Annotated in this window: 12 protein-coding genes and 1 tRNA gene; 5 read left to right on the top strand and 8 right to left on the bottom strand. The window is 66.5% G+C overall.

Annotation, left to right across the window (positions count from 1 at the left end; genetic code table 11):
* Positions 1 to 144: 144 nt before the first annotated feature.
* The 3 genes from sufC to ACM608_RS15240 form a co-directional block, all read right to left on the bottom strand.
* Complete coding sequence (sufC, locus tag ACM608_RS15250) at positions 145 to 888, bottom strand: Fe-S cluster assembly ATPase SufC (protein WP_419684320.1); 744 nt, start codon at positions 886 to 888, stop codon at positions 145 to 147.
* 147 nt (positions 889 to 1,035) lie between these two features.
* Positions 1,036 to 2,508 carry a Fe-S cluster assembly protein SufB gene (gene sufB / locus ACM608_RS15245; protein ID WP_419684318.1) on the bottom strand — a complete coding sequence of 491 codons (1,473 nt, stop codon included), beginning with the start codon at positions 2,506 to 2,508 and terminating at the stop codon, positions 1,036 to 1,038.
* Positions 2,505 to 2,933, bottom strand: a complete 429-nt coding sequence (locus ACM608_RS15240; RefSeq protein ID WP_419684316.1) for an SUF system Fe-S cluster assembly regulator — start codon at positions 2,931 to 2,933, stop codon at positions 2,505 to 2,507. The genes sufB and ACM608_RS15240 overlap by 4 nt, the downstream gene beginning before the upstream one ends.
* 251 nt (positions 2,934 to 3,184) lie before the next feature.
* On the opposite strand from ACM608_RS15240, the gene ACM608_RS15235 reads away from it, so the two are divergent.
* Positions 3,185 to 4,222: a quinone-dependent dihydroorotate dehydrogenase gene (locus tag ACM608_RS15235; protein WP_419684315.1), complete on the top strand. Its 1,038-nt coding sequence runs from the start codon at positions 3,185 to 3,187 to the stop codon at positions 4,220 to 4,222.
* A 90-nt stretch (positions 4,223 to 4,312) separates the two neighbouring features.
* On the opposite strand, the gene pyrC is transcribed toward ACM608_RS15235, so the two are convergent.
* A complete protein-coding gene (pyrC, locus tag ACM608_RS15230; protein ID WP_419684313.1) occupies positions 4,313 to 5,350 on the bottom strand; it encodes a dihydroorotase in 1,038 nt (345 codons plus the stop codon).
* A gap of 59 nt (positions 5,351 to 5,409) precedes the next feature.
* Between pyrC and ACM608_RS15225 the strand changes: the two genes are divergently transcribed.
* Positions 5,410 to 6,132, top strand: a complete 723-nt coding sequence (locus ACM608_RS15225) for a YgfZ/GcvT domain-containing protein (protein ID WP_419684311.1) — start codon at positions 5,410 to 5,412, stop codon at positions 6,130 to 6,132.
* Positions 6,129 to 7,004, top strand: a complete 876-nt coding sequence (locus tag ACM608_RS15220) for an alpha/beta fold hydrolase (RefSeq protein WP_419684310.1) — start codon at positions 6,129 to 6,131, stop codon at positions 7,002 to 7,004. The genes ACM608_RS15225 and ACM608_RS15220 overlap by 4 nt, the downstream gene beginning before the upstream one ends.
* A gap of 155 nt (positions 7,005 to 7,159) precedes the next feature.
* Here ACM608_RS15220 and acnA read toward each other — a convergent pair whose 3' ends face one another.
* From acnA to ACM608_RS15205, 3 genes are all read right to left on the bottom strand, one after another.
* A complete protein-coding gene (gene acnA / locus ACM608_RS15215; RefSeq protein ID WP_419684308.1) occupies positions 7,160 to 9,844 on the bottom strand; it encodes an aconitate hydratase AcnA in 2,685 nt (894 codons plus the stop codon).
* A 115-nt stretch (positions 9,845 to 9,959) separates the two neighbouring features.
* Positions 9,960 to 10,034: transfer RNA gene (locus tag ACM608_RS15210), tRNA-Gln, on the bottom strand.
* Positions 10,035 to 10,077: 43 nt separating this feature from the next.
* Entirely contained in the window at positions 10,078 to 11,169 is a 1,092-nt protein-coding gene (locus tag ACM608_RS15205; protein ID WP_419684306.1) for a branched-chain amino acid aminotransferase, read from the bottom strand.
* Between the two features lie 56 nt (positions 11,170 to 11,225).
* Between ACM608_RS15205 and ACM608_RS15200 the strand changes: the two genes are divergently transcribed.
* On the top strand, positions 11,226 to 11,732 hold the full coding sequence (locus tag ACM608_RS15200) for a MarR family winged helix-turn-helix transcriptional regulator (protein ID WP_419684305.1): 507 nt from the start codon (positions 11,226 to 11,228) through the stop codon (positions 11,730 to 11,732).
* A gap of 332 nt (positions 11,733 to 12,064) precedes the next feature.
* Here the strand turns inward: ACM608_RS15200 and ACM608_RS15195 are convergent, their stop codons facing one another.
* Positions 12,065 to 13,111, bottom strand: coding sequence for a patatin-like phospholipase family protein (locus ACM608_RS15195; protein WP_419684304.1), 1,047 nt, complete (start codon positions 13,109 to 13,111; stop codon positions 12,065 to 12,067).
* A 157-nt stretch (positions 13,112 to 13,268) separates the two neighbouring features.
* Here ACM608_RS15195 and polA point away from each other — a divergent pair, with 157 nt between their 5' ends.
* A complete protein-coding gene (gene polA, locus ACM608_RS15190) occupies positions 13,269 to 16,043 on the top strand; it encodes a DNA polymerase I (protein ID WP_419685236.1) in 2,775 nt (924 codons plus the stop codon).
* Positions 16,044 to 16,145: the final 102 nt, after the last annotated feature.

The raw sequence follows: 16,145 nt of genomic DNA, 5'->3' as shown, positions 1-16,145 counted from the left end.
TGATCCTCCCCGGAACGGGGAGGTGGCGCCGCGAAGCGGTGTCGGAGGGGGCGTTCAGCGGGCGAACGGATCGTGTGCGAGGCCCCCCCTCCACCATGCTGCGCATGGTCCCCCTCCCCGTGCCGGGGAGGATGGGCGATGCACTCATGCCGCCACCCCGACATAGCCTTCGCGCTCAAGCTCCAGCGCGAGTTCGGGGCCGCCAGAGCGGACGATGCGGCCGGCGGCGAGGACGTGGACGTAGTCGGGCTTCACGTAGTCGAGCAGGCGCTGGTAGTGGGTAATGAGGAGGACCGCCTTGTCGGGCCGCCGCATGATCGTGTTGATGCCGTGGCCGACGGTGCGCAGCGCGTCGATGTCGAGGCCGCTATCGGTCTCGTCCAGGATGGCGAGCCTGGGATCGATGATGCCCATCTGCACCATCTCGTTCCGCTTCTTCTCGCCGCCGGAAAAGCCGACGTTCACGGGGCGCTTCAGCATCTCCATGTCGACGCCGAGGGTATTGGCCTGGGCGCGGGCGATCTTCAGGAACTCGCCTCCCGACAGTTCGGCCTCTCCGCGCAGGCGGCGTTGGGCGTTGAGCGCGGTGCGGAGGAACTGGAGGTTGGAGACGCCGGGGATCTCGACCGGGTACTGGAAGCCGAGGAAGAGGCCGGCGGCGGCGCGTTCGTGGGGCAAGAGGGCGAGGAGGTCGCGGCCATCGAAGGTCGCCGACCCACCCGTCACTTCGTAGCCGGGGCGGCCGGAGAGCGTGTAGCCGAGCGTCGACTTGCCCGCGCCGTTCGGCCCCATGATGGCATGCACCTCACCCGCATTGATGCTGAGCGAGAGGCCCTTGAGGATCGGCTTGCCGTCGATCTCGGCGTGGAGGTCAGTGATTTGGAGCATGGGTCTTTCGGATTCTTGAGACATCAGCAGGGCAGTCGCTTTTCGTCATGCCAGCGGAGGCTGGCATCCATGGCTCTCAAGACGTGAGGTGCGGTCCGCTTTGAGAGACATGGACCCCAGCCTTCGCTGGGGTGACGGGAGGGGGGGTCAGCCAACGCTTCCCTCCAGCGAGATCCCCAGCAGCTTCTGCGCCTCCACCGCGAATTCCATCGGGAGTTGCTGCAGCACTTCCTTGGCGAAGCCGTTGACGATCAGGGCGACGGCGTCTTCCTGGGTCAGGCCGCGCTGCATGGCGTAGAAGAGCTGGTCGTCGCTGATCTTACTGGTGGTCGCCTCGTGCTCGATCTGGGCGGAGGGGTTGCGGACCTCGATATAGGGGACGGTGTGCGCGCCGCAGTCGCCGCCGAGCAGCAGGCTGTCGCATTGCGTGAAGTTGCGGACGCCCTCGGCACCGGGGGCGACGCGGACGAGGCCGCGATAGGTGTTGTCGCTCCGCCCCGCGCTGATCCCCTTCGACACGATGGTCGATCGGCTGCCCTTGCCGTTGTGGATCATCTTGGTGCCGGTGTCCGCCTGCTGGCGGTTGTTGGTGACGGCCACCGAGTAGAATTCGCCGACGCTGTTTTCCCCGTTCAGCACGCAGGACGGGTATTTCCAGGTGATCGCGGAGCCGGTCTCGACCTGCGTCCAGCTGACCTTGGAGCGCGCGCCCTGGCAGAGCGCGCGCTTGGTGACGAAGTTGTAGATGCCGCCGCGACCCTGTTCGTCGCCCGGATACCAGTTCTGGACGGTCGAATATTTGATCTCGGCGTCGTCCAGCGCGACCAGCTCGACCACGGCGGCGTGGAGCTGGTTCTCGTCGCGCATCGGGGCGGTGCAGCCTTCGAGATAGCTGACGTAAGCGCCCTTGTCGGCGACGATCAGCGTGCGTTCGAACTGGCCGGTGTTGGCGGCGTTGATGCGGAAATAGGTCGACAGCTCCATCGGGCAGCGGACGCCCTCCGGCACGTAGACGAAGGTGCCGTCGGAGAAGACGGCGGCGTTGAGCGCGGCAAAGTAATTGTCCTGGATCGGCACGACGCGGCCGAGCCATTTGCGGACGAGGTCCGGGTATTCCTTCACCGCATCGCTGATCGAGCGGAAGATGACGCCCGCCTTCTCCAGCTCGGCGCGGAAGGTGGTGGCGACCGAGACGCTGTCGAACACCGCATCGACCGCGACCTTGCGGCTGCCCTCGACGCCGGCAAGGACCTTCTGCTCCTCGACCGGAATGCCGAGCTTTTCGTAGACGCGCAGGATCTCGGGATCGACCTCGTTCAGGCTCTCAAGCTTCGGCTTGGCCTTGGGCTCGGCGTAGTAATAGGCCTCCTGATAGTCGATCGGGGGCACGTTGAGCTTGGCCCAATCGGGAGCCGTCATCGTCTCCCAGATGCGCCAAGCCTTGAGGCGGTAGTCGAGCATCCACTCCGGCTCGCCCTTCTTGGCGGAGATGAAGCGGACGGTCGCCTCGCTGAGGCCCTTGGGTGCGAACTCCTGCTCGATATCGGAGGTGAAGCCCCATTCGTACTTCTTGTTCGCGGCGGCGAGCGCCTCTGCGTTCTTCACGGGTGCGCTACTCATACGGTTTGCCCCATCGGCATGGGAGATGCGGAAAGGGTGGAAAGGCTCACATTCGCTAGAGCCCCCCGGATCGCGCCGTTGACCACGCCCCAATGCGGGCGGACCTGGCAGGAGCCTTCCAGGGCGCAGTCATGGCGTTCGGTGTCGACGCAGGCGGTCAGCGCGATCGGCCCTTCGACAGCCTCGACGATGTCGGCGAGGGTGATCTGGTCGGGGGTGCGGGACAGCGCGAAGCCGCCGCCGGTGCCGCGTGCCGAGGCGAACATGCCGGCGGCGGCGAGGCGACCCATCAGCTTCTGCGCGGTGGGGAGGGGGACGCCGGTCTCCTCAGACAGGCTGGTCGCCGACAGACGCGCGCCGGCCGGATGCCGCGCGGCGGCGGACATCATCACGACGGCATAGTCGGCGAGGCTGGAGAGGCGCATCTTCTTCTAATCGGACTGATTCGTTCCGATTGGGCAGATGGGGGCGAACGGGGGTGGGGTCAAGGCACTTGCATCCTCCCTGAGCGAAGCTCGGGGAGGGGGACCATGCGAAGCATGGTGGAGGGGCGGCGGTTTACCGCCGTCTTCGCGGCGGCCCCTCCACCACGCCGCTTCGCGTCGCGGTCCCCCTCCCCAGCTTTGCTGGGTAGGATGTTTTGACCCCCTGACCGCAATCCTCTAACCGCCCGCCCATGTCGCTGTACCCCATCGTCCGCCCGTTGTTGTTCCGGGCGACCGACGCCGAGAACGCCCATCGCCTGACCATCCGCGCGCTCGCCGCCCGGCCACATCGCATGCCCCCGAAGAGCGATCCGATGCTGCGCATGTCGCTGGCGGGACTGGAGTTTTCCAACCCGGTGGGGCTGGCCGCCGGGTTCGACAAGAATGCCGAGGTGCCGGATGCGATGCTGGGCCTCGGCTTCGGCTTTGCCGAGGTCGGGACGGTGACGCCGCTGCCCCAGGCGGGCAATCCGCGTCCGCGCATCTTCCGGCTGCCGGAGGACCGGGCGGTGATCAACCGGCTGGGCTTCAACAATGAGGGACAGGCGGCGGCGCGGGAGCGGCTGGCGAAGCGCAAGCGGCGGGGCGTCGTCGGCGTCAACATCGGCGCGAACAAGGATGCGGCGGATCGGGTGGCGGATTATGTCGCCGGTACGAAGGCGATGGCGGATGTCGCCGATTACCTGACGGTCAACATCTCGTCGCCGAACACGCCGGGGCTGCGCGCGCTGCAGGACCGTGGGGCCTTGGCGGACCTGCTGGTGCGGGTGGTGGAGGCGCGGGGGGCGTTCGGGCCGCCGATCTTCCTGAAGGTAGCACCCGACCTGCAGCCCGACGACATCGACGACATCGCGGCGGTGGCGATCGGGACGCGGATCGACGCGCTTATCGTGTCGAACACGACGATCGCGCGGCCGGTGCTGCGGTCGAAGCACGCGGGGGAGACGGGCGGGCTTTCGGGTGCGCCGTTGAAGGACATGGCGTTGCAGCGGCTGCGGGATTTTCGGCGCGCGACGGGCGGGTCGATCCCGCTGATCGCGGTGGGCGGGATCGCGAGTGCGGAGGACGCCTATGCGCGGTTCCGGGCGGGGGCTTGCCTCGTGCAGCTGTATACGGCGCTGGTTTACGAAGGGCCGGGGCTGGCGAAGCGGATCGTGGATGGGCTGCCCGCGCTATTGAAGCGCGACGGGTTTGCGGATTTGGCGAGTGCGGTGGGAACGGAAGGATAGCCTTCGGCCGGCCGTGCTCCTGCGGAAGCAGGAGCCTTGGGGAGACGCTGGGTTTGGGCTCCTGCCTTCGCAGGAGCACGGTTGGGGGCTTTAGGCCGTCAAGCGCCAGCGCAACGTCTCGCCCGCATGGAACGGGACGACGGCGGTCGGGCCTTCGCCAGTCAGGTCCGGCACAGTCACGGGCGCGCGTTCCAGCGTCACCGTGCCTTCATTCAGCGAGAGGCCGTAGAAGCGCGGGCCGTGTTCGCTGGTGAAGCCTTCGAAATGGGCGAGCGCGCCCTCTTCTTCGAAGACCTGCAAGTAGCTTTCCAGCGCGAAGGGGGCGTTGAAGATGCCGGCGCAGCCGCAGGCGGCTTCCTTGCGGCCGACGCCGTGCGGGGCGCTGTCGGTGCCGAGGAAGAATTTTGGGCTGCCGGAGGTCGCGGCCTTGCGGACGGCAAGGCGGTGCTTCTCCCGCTTGGCGACGGGCAGGCAATAGGCATGGGGGCGCAGGCCGCCGTCGAAGATCGCGTTGCGGTTGATGATGAGGTGCTGGGGGGTGACGGTGGCGCCGATGTTGGGGCCGGCGGACTCCACGAAGGCTGCTGCTTCGGCGGTGGTGATGTGTTCGAGGACGATCTTCAGCGCGGGGTAGTCGCGGACCAGTGGGGTGAGGATGCGGTCGATGAACACGGCCTCGCGATCGAAGATGTCGATGTCCTTGTCCGTCACCTCACCGTGGATGAGGAGGGGCATGCCGATGCGCTGCATCGTCTCCAGGACGCCGGTCAACGCGAGGATGTCGGTGACGCCGTGCGCGGAGTTGGTGGTGGCATGCGCGGGGTAGAGCTTGCAGGCGGTGAATGCGCCGGTTGTGTAGCCGCGCTCGATCTCGGCCGGATCGATGTCGTCCGTCAGGTAGCAGGTCATCAGCGGGGTGAAGCCTGCGTCTGCCGGCAGCGCGGCGAGGATGCGGTCGCGATAGGCCTCGGCTGCGGCGACGGTGGTCACCGGCGGGGTGAGGTTCGGCATGACGATCGCGCGGGCGAACTGGCGCGCGGTGTAGTGCGCGACCGCGTGCAGCATGTCGCCGTCGCGCAGGTGGACGTGCCAGTCGTCGGGACGGCGGATGGTGATGCGGTCGGTCATGCCGCATCGATCACCACGAATGGTTGGTGAATGCAATCGGCTCGCCTATCTGCCTTGTCATGTCCACCATGCTCGCCGACCGCGCCGTACTCCGCATTTCCGGCGAGGACGTGCGCGGGTTCCTGCAAGGGTTGGTCACCAACGACGTGACGGGCGTGCTGCCGGTCTGGACGGCGTTGCTGACGGCGCAGGGGAAGGTGCTGTTCGACTTCATCCTCTGGGCGGATGGCGAGGACCTGCTGATCGACTGCGAGGGGAGCCAGGCCGATGCGCTCGTCCGCCGCCTCTCGCTCTATCGGCTGCGACGGGCGATCACCATCGCGCGGGATGACGGCCTGGCGGTGCATTGGGCTGCGGAGGGTGAGGGTGCAATCGATCCGCGTCTGGCGGCGCTTGGTCGGCGCTGGCTCGCACCGGCTGGTGAGCCGGCCGACGGGTGGCTGGCGCATCGGCTGTCGCTCGGCGTGGCGGAGGGCGTGGGCGAACTCGGGTCCGACAAGATCTTGTGGCTGGAGGCGAATGCCGCCGAGTTGAACGGGGTGAGCTTCACCAAGGGCTGCTATGTGGGGCAGGAGAACACCGCGCGGATGAACTGGCGGCAGAAGGTCAATCGCCGCATCGTCGTGGTCCGCGCCGAGGCGGACCCGGGCGAGAAGGCGATGGCCTGGTATCCGGAGCTGGGACTGGCCGTCGTTCGGCGGCGCGTGGAGGAACTGGGGGAGGACGTGATCATGCCCGATTGGCTGAAGAGCGCGCTGGCACAGCCCGAGGATGCCGCATGACGAGCTTCGGCGAGATCGTCGGGCCGACGTCGCACACCTTCGTCTCGCAGCGTTTGAGGCTGCGCTATGTCGACTGGGGCAATCCGACCGCGCCGCTCCTCCTGATGGTCCATGGGGGCATGGACCATTCGCGCAACTGGGACTGGCTGGCGGCGGAGTTGCGGCATGATTTCCATGTCATCGCACCCGATCTGCGTGGTCATGGCGACAGCGATCATTCGCCCGACGGCAATTACCGCTTCGACGCCTTCGTCTATGATCTGGCGCAGCTGATCCACCAGCAGGAGACCGATCAGGTCTCGATCATCGCGCACTCCTATGGCGGCATGGTGTCGCTGCGTTACGCCGGCGTCTTCCCGGAGAAGCTGCGGCGGATGATCGTAATCGAAGGGATCGGCGCGCCCAAGCAGCCAGACGAGATCGGGCCGCTGCACGATCGTTTTCGGGCGTGGACCGAGACTTTGCGCGGGCTGAGCGGGCGGGTGCCGCGGCGTTACCCCGATATCGATACCGCGCTGAAGCGGATGATGGCCGAGAACAAGCACCTCAGCGAGGCGCGAGCGCGGCACCTGACGATCCACGGCCTGCTGCGCAACGAGGACGGGACCTATAGCTGGAAGTACGACAACTACTTCCGCACGCGGTCACCGATCCACATTCCGGACGAGGAGCTTGAGGCGCTGTTCGGGCGCATCACCTGCCCGGTGCTCCTCGCCTGGGGGCGGCAAAGCTTCTTTCAGAACCCCGAGGAGGCGGGGCTGGCGGGCCTGTTCACGAACGCGCGGACGTCGCTTTACGACAATGCCGGGCATTGGGTTCACCACGACCGGCATGATGACTTCCTTGCGGAAGCGCGGGCGTTTTTGGCTTAGCAACCGAATTGTCCTCCCCCGCCAGGGGGAGGTGGCAGGCATGGCCTGACGGAGGGGGAGGATAGCGGCGCACCTTCAATAGAAGAGACGCCGCCGTCCTCCCCCTCCGTCACCTTCGGCGCCACCTCCCCCTGGCGGGGGAGGATAGCCGGCCTTTACGCCGCCAGTTTGCGGAGGACGTAGGGGAGGATGCCGCCGTTGAGGAAGTATTCGAGTTCGTTGACCGTATCGATGCGGCAGCGGGTCTCGAAGGTTTCCTTGGAGCCGTCTTCACGGGTGAGTTCGACCGTCACGACCTGACGGGGCCGCAGGTCCGCGACGCCGGTGATGGTGAAGGTCTCGGTACCGTTCAGCTTCAGCGTCTTGCGGTCGACCCCTTCCGCGAACTGCAGCGGCAGGATGCCCATGCCGACCAGGTTCGAGCGATGGATACGCTCGAAGCTCTCGGCGATCACGGCGCGGACGCCGAGGAGCATGGTGCCCTTTGCCGCCCAGTCGCGCGAGGAGCCGGTGCCGTATTCCTTGCCCGCGACGACGACGAGAGGTGTGCCCTCGCTCTTGTAGTGCTGGGCCGCGTCGTAGATCGCCATGACCTCGCCGGTCGGCACATGCTTGGTCATGCCGCCTTCGATGCCGGGAATCATCTCGTTCTTGATGCGGATGTTGGCGAAGGTGCCGCGCATCATGACCTCATGGTTGCCGCGACGCGCGCCGTAGCTGTTGAAGTCGGCACGGCTGACCTGATGCTCGGTCAGGAAGCGGCCGGCCGGGCTGTCCAGCTTGATCGAGCCGGCCGGCGAAATGTGGTCGGTTGTGATCGAGTCCGCGAAGATCGCGAGCGGGCGGGCGTCGGTGATGTCGTGGACCGGCGCCGGCGTCATCGACATGCCCTCGAAATAGGGCGGGTTCTGGACGTAGGTGGAGGTCGACGACCAGCCATAGGTGTCGCCACCCTCGACATCGATCGCCTGCCAGTGCTTATCGCCAAGATAGACGTTGGCGTAGCGGCTGGAGAACATCTCCCGATCGATCGCGGCGGCGACGGTGTTGGCGACCTCCGCCGTGGTTGGCCAGATGTCCTTCAGGTAGACCGGCTTGCCGTCGTTGCCGAGACCGAGCGGCTCCTCGGTGATGTCCTTCGCGGTGGTGCCGAAGATCGAATAGGCGACGACCAAAGGCGGCGAGGCGAGGTAGTTCGCCCGCACGTCCGGCGAAACGCGACCTTCGAAGTTGCGGTTGCCCGAGAGAACGGCCGAGGCGACGAGGTCGTTGCCGTTGATCGCCTTGCTGATCGGATCGGGCAGCGGGCCGGAATTGCCGATGCAGGTGGTGCAGCCATAGCCGACGAGGTTGAAGCCGAGGGCGTTCAGGTCCGACGTGAGGCCAGCGCGCTCCAGATAATCGGTGACGACCTGCGAACCGGGGGCGAGGCTGGTCTTGACCCAGGGCTTCGCCTTGAGGCCGAGCGCGTTCGCCTTGCGGGCGACGAGGCCGGCGGCGACGAGAACCGAGGGGTTCGAGGTGTTGGTGCAGCTGGTGATCGCGGCAATCACCACGTCGCCATGGCCGAGGGTGAAGTCCTCGCCCTCGACGGTGACGCGCTTCTCGCTCTCGTCACCCTTCTTGTAGCCGCTGGCGAGCTCGCTGTTGAAGCCCTCGTCCACCGAGTTGAGGAGGACGCGGTCCTGCGGACGCTTCGGCCCGGCGAGCGACGGCTGCACGGTCGACATGTCGAGGTGCAGCGTGTCGGTGAAGACGGGATCGGGCGAGGTCACGTCGCGCCAGAAGCCCTGCGCCTTGGCATAGGCCTCGACCAGAGCGATGTTCTCCGCGTCGCGGCCGGTGAGGCGCAGATAGGTGATGGTCGCGTCGTCGATCGGGAAGAAGCCGCAGGTCGCGCCATATTCCGGAGCCATGTTGGCGATCGTCGCGCGATCAGCGAGGCTGAGCGCGTCGAGGCCGGGGCCGTAGAACTCGACGAAGCGGCCGACGACGCCCTTGGCGCGCAGCATCTGGGTGACGGTGAGGACGAGGTCGGTGGCGGTGATGCCCTCGTTCAGCGTGCCGTCGAGCTTGAAGCCGACGACCTCCGGGATCAGCATCGACACCGGCTGGCCGAGCATGGCGGCCTCCGCCTCGATGCCGCCGACGCCCCAGCCGAGCACGCCCAGGCCGTTGACCATCGTGGTGTGGCTGTCGGTGCCGACGCAGGTGTCCGGATAGGCGACGATCGCCCCGCTCTCATCGGCGGAGGACCAGACCGCCTGCGCGATGTTCTCCAGGTTGACCTGATGGCAGATGCCGGTGCCCGGCGGCACGACCTTGAAGTTGTCGAGCGCCTTGGAACCCCAGCGCAGGAACTCGTAACGCTCGCCATTGCGCTCGTACTCGATCTCGACATTCTCGCGGAAGGCGTCGGGCGTGCCGAACTTGTCGACCATGACCGAGTGGTCGATGACGAGGTGGACGGGGACGAGCGGGTTGATCTTCTGCGCATCGCCGCCGAGCTTGGTGATCGCATCGCGCATCGCCGCCAGATCGACCACGCAGGGGACGCCGGTGAAGTCCTGCATCAGCACGCGGGCGGGACGGTACTGGATCTCACGCTCGGACCGGCGCTCCTTCTGCCACTCCACGATCGCCTGGACATCTGCGGGGGTGACGGTCACGCCATCCTCGAACCGTAGCATGTTTTCGAGCAGCACCTTCATCGAGAAGGGCAGGCGACTGATGTCGCCGTACTTCTCCGCCGCCTTGGCGAGCGAGTAGTAGTGGACCGTCTTGCCCTCCACCTCCAGCGTGCTGCGGGTGTTGAGCGTGTCCTGTCCAACTGCGGTCATCGAGCGGCCCCTATATGCTGCAAATGCGAGAGTCGCCCGCGCGACTAGCAGGCCCGAACCCGACATGGAAGGGAAGCAGCCCTGTCGCGAATCGTTTGCAACTACCGGTACATGCTGGCTGGGGCGGCAGGATTCGAACCTGCGAATGGCGGCACCAAAAGCCGCTGCCTTACCACTTGGCGACGCCCCAACGACCGGCCGCGCTTATAGCCGCGCCGACGGCGGAGGAAAGGTCAGAAGAGCTTTTCGGTCCAGCCGTGCGGATCGGGGGTCACGCCACGCTGGATATCGACCAGCGTCTTGCGCAGCGCACCGGTCAGCTGGCCGGGGCCGCCGGAGCCGATAGTGAATTCGCCGCCGCTGTGCTTGACCGTGCCGATCGGGGTGATGACGGCGGCGGTGCCGCAGGCGAAGCTTTCGACCAGCCGGCCGCTTGCGGCATCCGCCTTCCACTGATCGAAGGAGTAAAGCTCCTCCCGCACCGTCAGCCCCTGGGCGCGGCCGAGGGTCAGGATCGAATCGCGGGTGACGCCGGGCAGGATCGTGCCGGTGAGCGGCGGCGTCTGCAGCGTGCCGTCATCGAACACGAAGAAGATGTTCATGCCGCCGAGCTCCTCAATCCACTTCCGCTCGACCGCGTCGAGGAAGACGACCTGGTCGCAGCCTTGCTTGATCGCTTCCGACTGGGCGGCGAGGCTCGCGGCGTAGTTGCCGCCGCATTTCGCGTCGCCGGTGCCGCCGGGGGCGGCGCGGGTGTAGTTCTCCGACACCCAGAGCGTGACCGCGGGGGCGCCACCCTTGAAATATGCACCGACCGAGGAGGCGATGACGATGTAGAGATATTCGGAGGAGGGCTTCACGCCGAGGAACGTCTCGCTGGCGATCATGAAGGGGCGGAGGTAGAGCGCGCCGTCCGGGCTGTCCGGGATCCAGTCGCGGTCGGTGCGGACCAGCTGACGGATTGAGTCGAGGAAGATGCCCTCGGGCAGCTCGGCCATGGCGAGGCGGCGGGCGGATTGGCGGAAGCGGCGGGCATTGGCGTCTGCGCGGAACAGCTGTGCGCCGCCATCGGGTGTGCGGTACGCCTTCAGCCCTTCGAAGATCTCCTGCGCGTAATGGAGCACGGCGCAGGCGGGATCGACGCGAAACTCGACGCGGGGGGTGATCTTCGCGTCGTGCCAGCCCTCGGCTTCGGAGTAGTGGACGAGCGCCATGTGATCGGTGAAGACGCGGCCGAAGCCGGGATTGGCGAGCTGCGCCTGGCGGTCCGCCACGGCGACGGGCGAGGCATGGGGCTCTTGGGTGAACGCCAGGGTCTCGGTCATCGCGAACTCTCCATCAGGGTTGCGCCGGACTATTCATTCGCGCAACATACGTCAACATGGCTGCCCCAACTCCGATCGAAACGCGGCGCGCCGCATCGCCCCTGTTCCTGCGCGAGGCGGAGATCCGCCGGGGGGTTGAACTCCTCTACTTCGGGTACAGCCATCTCTATCGCGGGATCGATACGGTGCTGGCCGAACAGGGGCTGGGGCGGGCGCATCACCGGGCGCTGTATTTCATTTCGACGCGGCCGGACCTGACGGTCAGCGAGCTTCTCCGCATTCTGGCCATCACCAAGCAGTCGCTTGGGCGAGTGCTGAACGATTTGACCGCACGCGGACTGGTCGAATCGCGGGTGGGGCAGGTGGATCGGCGGCAGCGGCGGTTGCGACTGACCCCCGAGGGTCGGGTGTTCGAGAGCAATCTGTTCGAGGCGCTCAGGGCCAAGCTGTCGGAGGCCTATGCGTCCGCGGGCCAAGAGGCCGTCACCGGGTTCTGGGACGTGCTGGAGGGGCTGATCCCGCGCGAGGATCGCGGGCGCGTCGCGGGGGCCGAGCGGGGCTAAGGCCAATCGACATAAAAATAGTCGAACGGACGGGCCAGCATTCTCCCGTCGTGCTGACGAAGGTCACGATCCATCTGCGCGTGACGTGCCTGCAGCCTAGGCGGCCGACGACCATCTACAATCGCTACAACCGATCGGCGTCGCGCGTCCGGCAGCGCCTGTTCGAAACGATCGCGGGCACCGGGCCAGTGCCGGACGTGCTCTCGATCGAGAGCACGCACGTAAAGGCGCACCGCTGGGCAGCCGGCTCAAAAAGGGGGAGTGGCACGAAGCGATCGGCCGCTCGCGCGGTGGGCGGACCTGCGATGCCGCCAGATGCCGGGACTGAACACCTAGAGGCGCTGCACCGCCAGACCCGGCAAGCCTGTTGGAAGTGCGCCGGACCTGAGCCGGTCAAGGAGCCGGCATCCGTCGCGATGTCCCGACTTCCAGCGCTGGCGGACCGTCTCCGGTGAGAAATCCATCGCCTTCCCCGCTACCTCCTGTTCCTGATCGGCGTAGCTGAGGAGGGCCAGGGTGACCGAGGACACGTTTTCAGCTGATGCAAGACGGGCATCATAGATGGCCTGCCATTTCTCGACCGTGCGACGGGTCTGCGCGGCGAAGATCAGGTCCTGCATCCGGCTCACCGTCTCGCCCAAGGTCTTTGGCGGACTATCGGAAAGGGGCAGGAGGTCGGACCCGATGCAGAGGACTGGCCGCTCACCCGGCTCTGCCAGAACGGGATCGATTGGCAGGTTCATCGACAGCCCGCCGTCGGCGAGCACACGTCCATCGACTTCAATCGCGGGGTAGGTGGTAAGCAGGGCGGCGCTGGCACGGAGATGCTCAGGCCTGAGCGATCCGGCCGTGCTGTCGATCAGTACTTCCTCCCCGCTTACCACATCGATAGCGGCTGCGGTGAAGCGAGGCTGGGCACGGTTCAGGAGCTCGAAGTCGATCAGCGCGGCCAGGGTGCCCTCCAGCACCTCCGTCGCGTAGAGCGCGGGAGCCGCCGATGCGGGGTGTAGCCACGCCGAAGGGCCGGAACCGATCGGTCCGAAGAGGCCCGGCCGGCCGGCCAGCAGAGTGGCCAGAACGGCACCGCTGCGCCGCCAGCTTTCCGGAAGGAAGTCGGTCGGCAAGAGCCAGCTTGCCGCCGCATCGGCCGGACGCCAGAACCCGCGCAGCCGCGCCAACCGCTGCTCGCGTGGATTGCCGGCGATGATGGCACCGGTGATCGCCCCGATCGAGGTGCCGAGGATCCAGTCCGGCTGTATCCCGGCCTCGTCCAGCGCCTGATAGAGACCGGCATGGTACGCACCAAGCGCGTTGCCACCGCCGAGTGCGAGGGCGATGCGGATGCCGGAGAGTTGAACGGGCGGGCTGGTGCCGGTCAAGCGACGGCCCTCGATTGATCCCAAGCGAACATCGATCCTCCGTCCAGCGACCGTCGCCCGCGAGAACGCGGGGGTTTGCCGCCAGTTTCATGACGTCGGCATGGGCGCCGGTCCGGCCGGGGTTCGCGTCGTCGCCGCCGCCTGCTATCCCGGCGTCATGTCCACAGACACGTCCGCCAACCACCTCTACCTAGTCGACGGCTCCGGCTATATTTTCCGTGCCTATCATCGCCTGCCGCCGTTGACGAACCGGCATGGGGTGCCGGCGGGTGCGGTCTATGGCTTCACGACCATGCTGTGGAAGCTGCTGGATGACCTCCACAAGGCGGACGGGCCGACGCATTGCGCGGTGATCTTCGACGCGTCGTCGAAGACGTTCCGCAACGACATGTACGGCGAATACAAGGCGCATCGGCCGCCGCCACCTGAGGATCTCGTGCCGCAATTCCCGCTGATCCGCGAGGCAACGCGCGCCTTCTCGGTGCCGTGCATCGAAGAGGCGGGGCTGGAGGCGGACGACATCATCGCCTGCTATGCCAAGGCCGCTCTGGCCGAGGGGTGGAAGGTCACCATCGTCAGTTCCGACAAGGACCTGATGCAGCTGATCGAGCCGGGCCTCGATATGCTCGATACGATGAACAACCGGCGGCTCGGGCCGGAATACGTGATCGAGAAGTTCGGGGTGCCGCCCGAGAAGCTCGGCGATGTGCTGGCCCTCATGGGCGACAGCGTCGACAACGTGCCGGGCGTGCCGGGGGTGGGGCCGAAGACGGCGAGCCAGCTGATCAACGATTATGGCGACCTTGAAACCGTGCTGGCGAATGCCGGCGAGATCAAGAAGCCCAAGCTGCGCGAATCGCTGATCGAACATGCGGAGAAGGCGCGGCTGAGCCGCGAGCTTGTGCGGCTGGTCTGCGATCGGCCGCTGCCCGAGGCCTTGGTCGACCTTGAAATGAAGGGCATTCCGCCCGAGCCGCTCCGCGACTTCCTTTCGGAAATGGGGTTCCGATCGCTGCTGATGAAGGTCGGCGGCGTGGACGCACCGCCTCCGCCACCTGCCCCCGGTTCTCCAGAGGCGCAGGCGGACGAGGAAGCTGATCCGCCGATCGTGCATCACGATTATGTGACGATCACCGACTCCGAGGCGCTCGACGGCTGGATCGCCGAGGCGCTGGCCGATGGCGTGGTCGCGGTCGATACCGAGACCGACCATGTCGATTGCGTGCGGGCGAATTTGGTGGGCGTGAGCCTCGCCACCGCCAAGGGGCGGGCCTGCTACATACCGTTGGGTCACGCCGGCGACGGATTGCTGTCCGAAGCGCCGCCGCAGATCGCGAAAGCGCAGGCGATCGCTCGGCTCAAGCCGCTTCTGGAGGACCCGGCGGTCCTGAAGATCGGGCAGAACATCAAGTACGACCTGATCATGTTCCGCAAGGAAGGGATCGAGGTCGCCCCTTATGACGACACGATGCTCCTCTCCTACGCGCTCGACGCCGGGCGCGGGGGGCATGGCATGGACGAGCTTGCGCGGCGTCATCTCGACCATGCCTGTATCGAGTTCAAGTCGGTATGCGGGACGGGCAAGTCGCAGATCACCTTCGACAAGGTGCCGCTCGACAAGGCGACGGAATATGCCGCCGAAGATGCCGACGTGACCCTGCGGCTCTGGCACAAGCTGAAGCCGCGATTGGCGCGGGAGCGGGCGGTGCAGGTCTATGAGACCGTGGACAAGCCGCTGATCCCGGTGCTCGCCACCATGGAAATGGACGGCATTAAGGTGGACCGCGCCGAGCTGCAGCGCATGTCCGGCGAGTTCGGGCGCGAGATCATGGAGATCGAGGCGGAGGTTCATACGCTGGCCGGCGGTCCGTTCACGATCGGCAGCCCCAAGCAGCTGGGCGAGGTGCTGTTCGACCGTCTGGGCCTGAAAGGCGGACGCAAGGGGAAGTCGGGGGTCTATTCGACCGACGTCAATGAACTGGAGCGGCTCGCGGGCGAGGGTGTTGCGGTGGCGCGACGGGTGCTCGACTGGCGGCAGCTGACAAAGCTCAAATCGACCTACACCGATGCGCTGCAGGAGCAGATCAGCGCGGTGACCGGCCGCGTCCACACCAGCTTTTCGATGGCGGTTGCGCAGACCGGCCGGCTGTCGTCGACCGACCCAAATCTGCAGAACATCCCGATCCGTACCGAGGTCGGCCGCACAATCCGTAACGCCTTCGTGGCGGAGCCGGGCAACGTCATCCTTTCGGCGGACTACAGCCAGATCGAGCTGCGGCTGGCAGCGCATATGGCCGACGTGCCGCAGCTAAAGCAGGCCTTTGCGGAAGACGCCGACATCCATAACCTGACCGCCGAGGAGTTGTTCGGCGAGGTGAACCGCGATACGCGCGGGCGCGCCAAGACGATCAACTTCGCGATCCTCTACGGCATCTCCGCCTTCGGCTTGGCCGGCCGGCTGGGCGTCGATCGGGCCGAAGCTCAGGCGATCATCGACCGCTATTTCGACCGCTTTCCCGGTGTCCGGAACTACATGGCCGACACCATCAACCATCTGCGCGAGCATGGCTATGTGCGCACGCTGTTCGGCCGCAAGCTGCACCTGCCGGGCATCAAGGGTGCCACGGTCAACGAGCGGCAGGCGGCCGAGCGACAGGCGATCAACGCGCCGATCCAGGGCACCAGCGCCGACATCATCAAGCGCGCGATGGTGCGGATGGGTCCGGCGCTTGCCGCGGAGGGGTTGGAGGGCACGCGCATGCTGCTGCAGGTGCATGACGAGCTGGTGTTCGAGGTGCCGAAGGATGAGGCTGAACGCGCGGGCGCGGTGATCCGCCGTACCATGGCAGAGGCGGCGGAGCCGGCGGTGAAGCTGTCGGTGCCGCTCGGTGTCGAGGTCGGCACGGGTTCAAGCTGGGGCGCGGCGCACTGACCGGCTGATCGTCATGCTGAACTCGATTGAGCATCCCTTTGCCGCAGCGCTTCACGTCTAAGTGAGTGCAGATGGATCCTGACTTTCGTCAGGATGATGGAG

It is taken from the genome of Sphingomonas sp. ID0503 (assembly GCF_048565625.1).
Classification (GTDB): domain Bacteria; phylum Pseudomonadota; class Alphaproteobacteria; order Sphingomonadales; family Sphingomonadaceae; genus JBLZUR01.
This window is presented reverse-complemented; position numbering and strand designations above follow the sequence as displayed.

Coding starts and splice junctions, on each gene's coding strand:
- polA (WP_419685236.1), top strand. CDS start 13,269: ATGTCCACAGACACGTCCGCCAACCACCTCTACCTAGTCGACGGCTCC.
- ACM608_RS15205 (WP_419684306.1), bottom strand. CDS start 11,169: ATGACCGAGACCCTGGCGTTCACCCAAGAGCCCCATGCCTCGCCCGTC.
- ACM608_RS15240 (WP_419684316.1), bottom strand. CDS start 2,933: ATGCGCCTCTCCAGCCTCGCCGACTATGCCGTCGTGATGATGTCCGCC.
- ACM608_RS15200 (WP_419684305.1), top strand. CDS start 11,226: ATGGCTGCCCCAACTCCGATCGAAACGCGGCGCGCCGCATCGCCCCTG.
- sufC (WP_419684320.1), bottom strand. CDS start 888: ATGCTCCAAATCACTGACCTCCACGCCGAGATCGACGGCAAGCCGATC.
- acnA (WP_419684308.1), bottom strand. CDS start 9,844: ATGACCGCAGTTGGACAGGACACGCTCAACACCCGCAGCACGCTGGAG.
- pyrC (WP_419684313.1), bottom strand. CDS start 5,350: ATGACCGACCGCATCACCATCCGCCGTCCCGACGACTGGCACGTCCAC.
- ACM608_RS15220 (WP_419684310.1), top strand. CDS start 6,129: ATGACGAGCTTCGGCGAGATCGTCGGGCCGACGTCGCACACCTTCGTC.
- ACM608_RS15225 (WP_419684311.1), top strand. CDS start 5,410: ATGTCCACCATGCTCGCCGACCGCGCCGTACTCCGCATTTCCGGCGAG.
- ACM608_RS15235 (WP_419684315.1), top strand. CDS start 3,185: ATGTCGCTGTACCCCATCGTCCGCCCGTTGTTGTTCCGGGCGACCGAC.
- sufB (WP_419684318.1), bottom strand. CDS start 2,508: ATGAGTAGCGCACCCGTGAAGAACGCAGAGGCGCTCGCCGCCGCGAAC.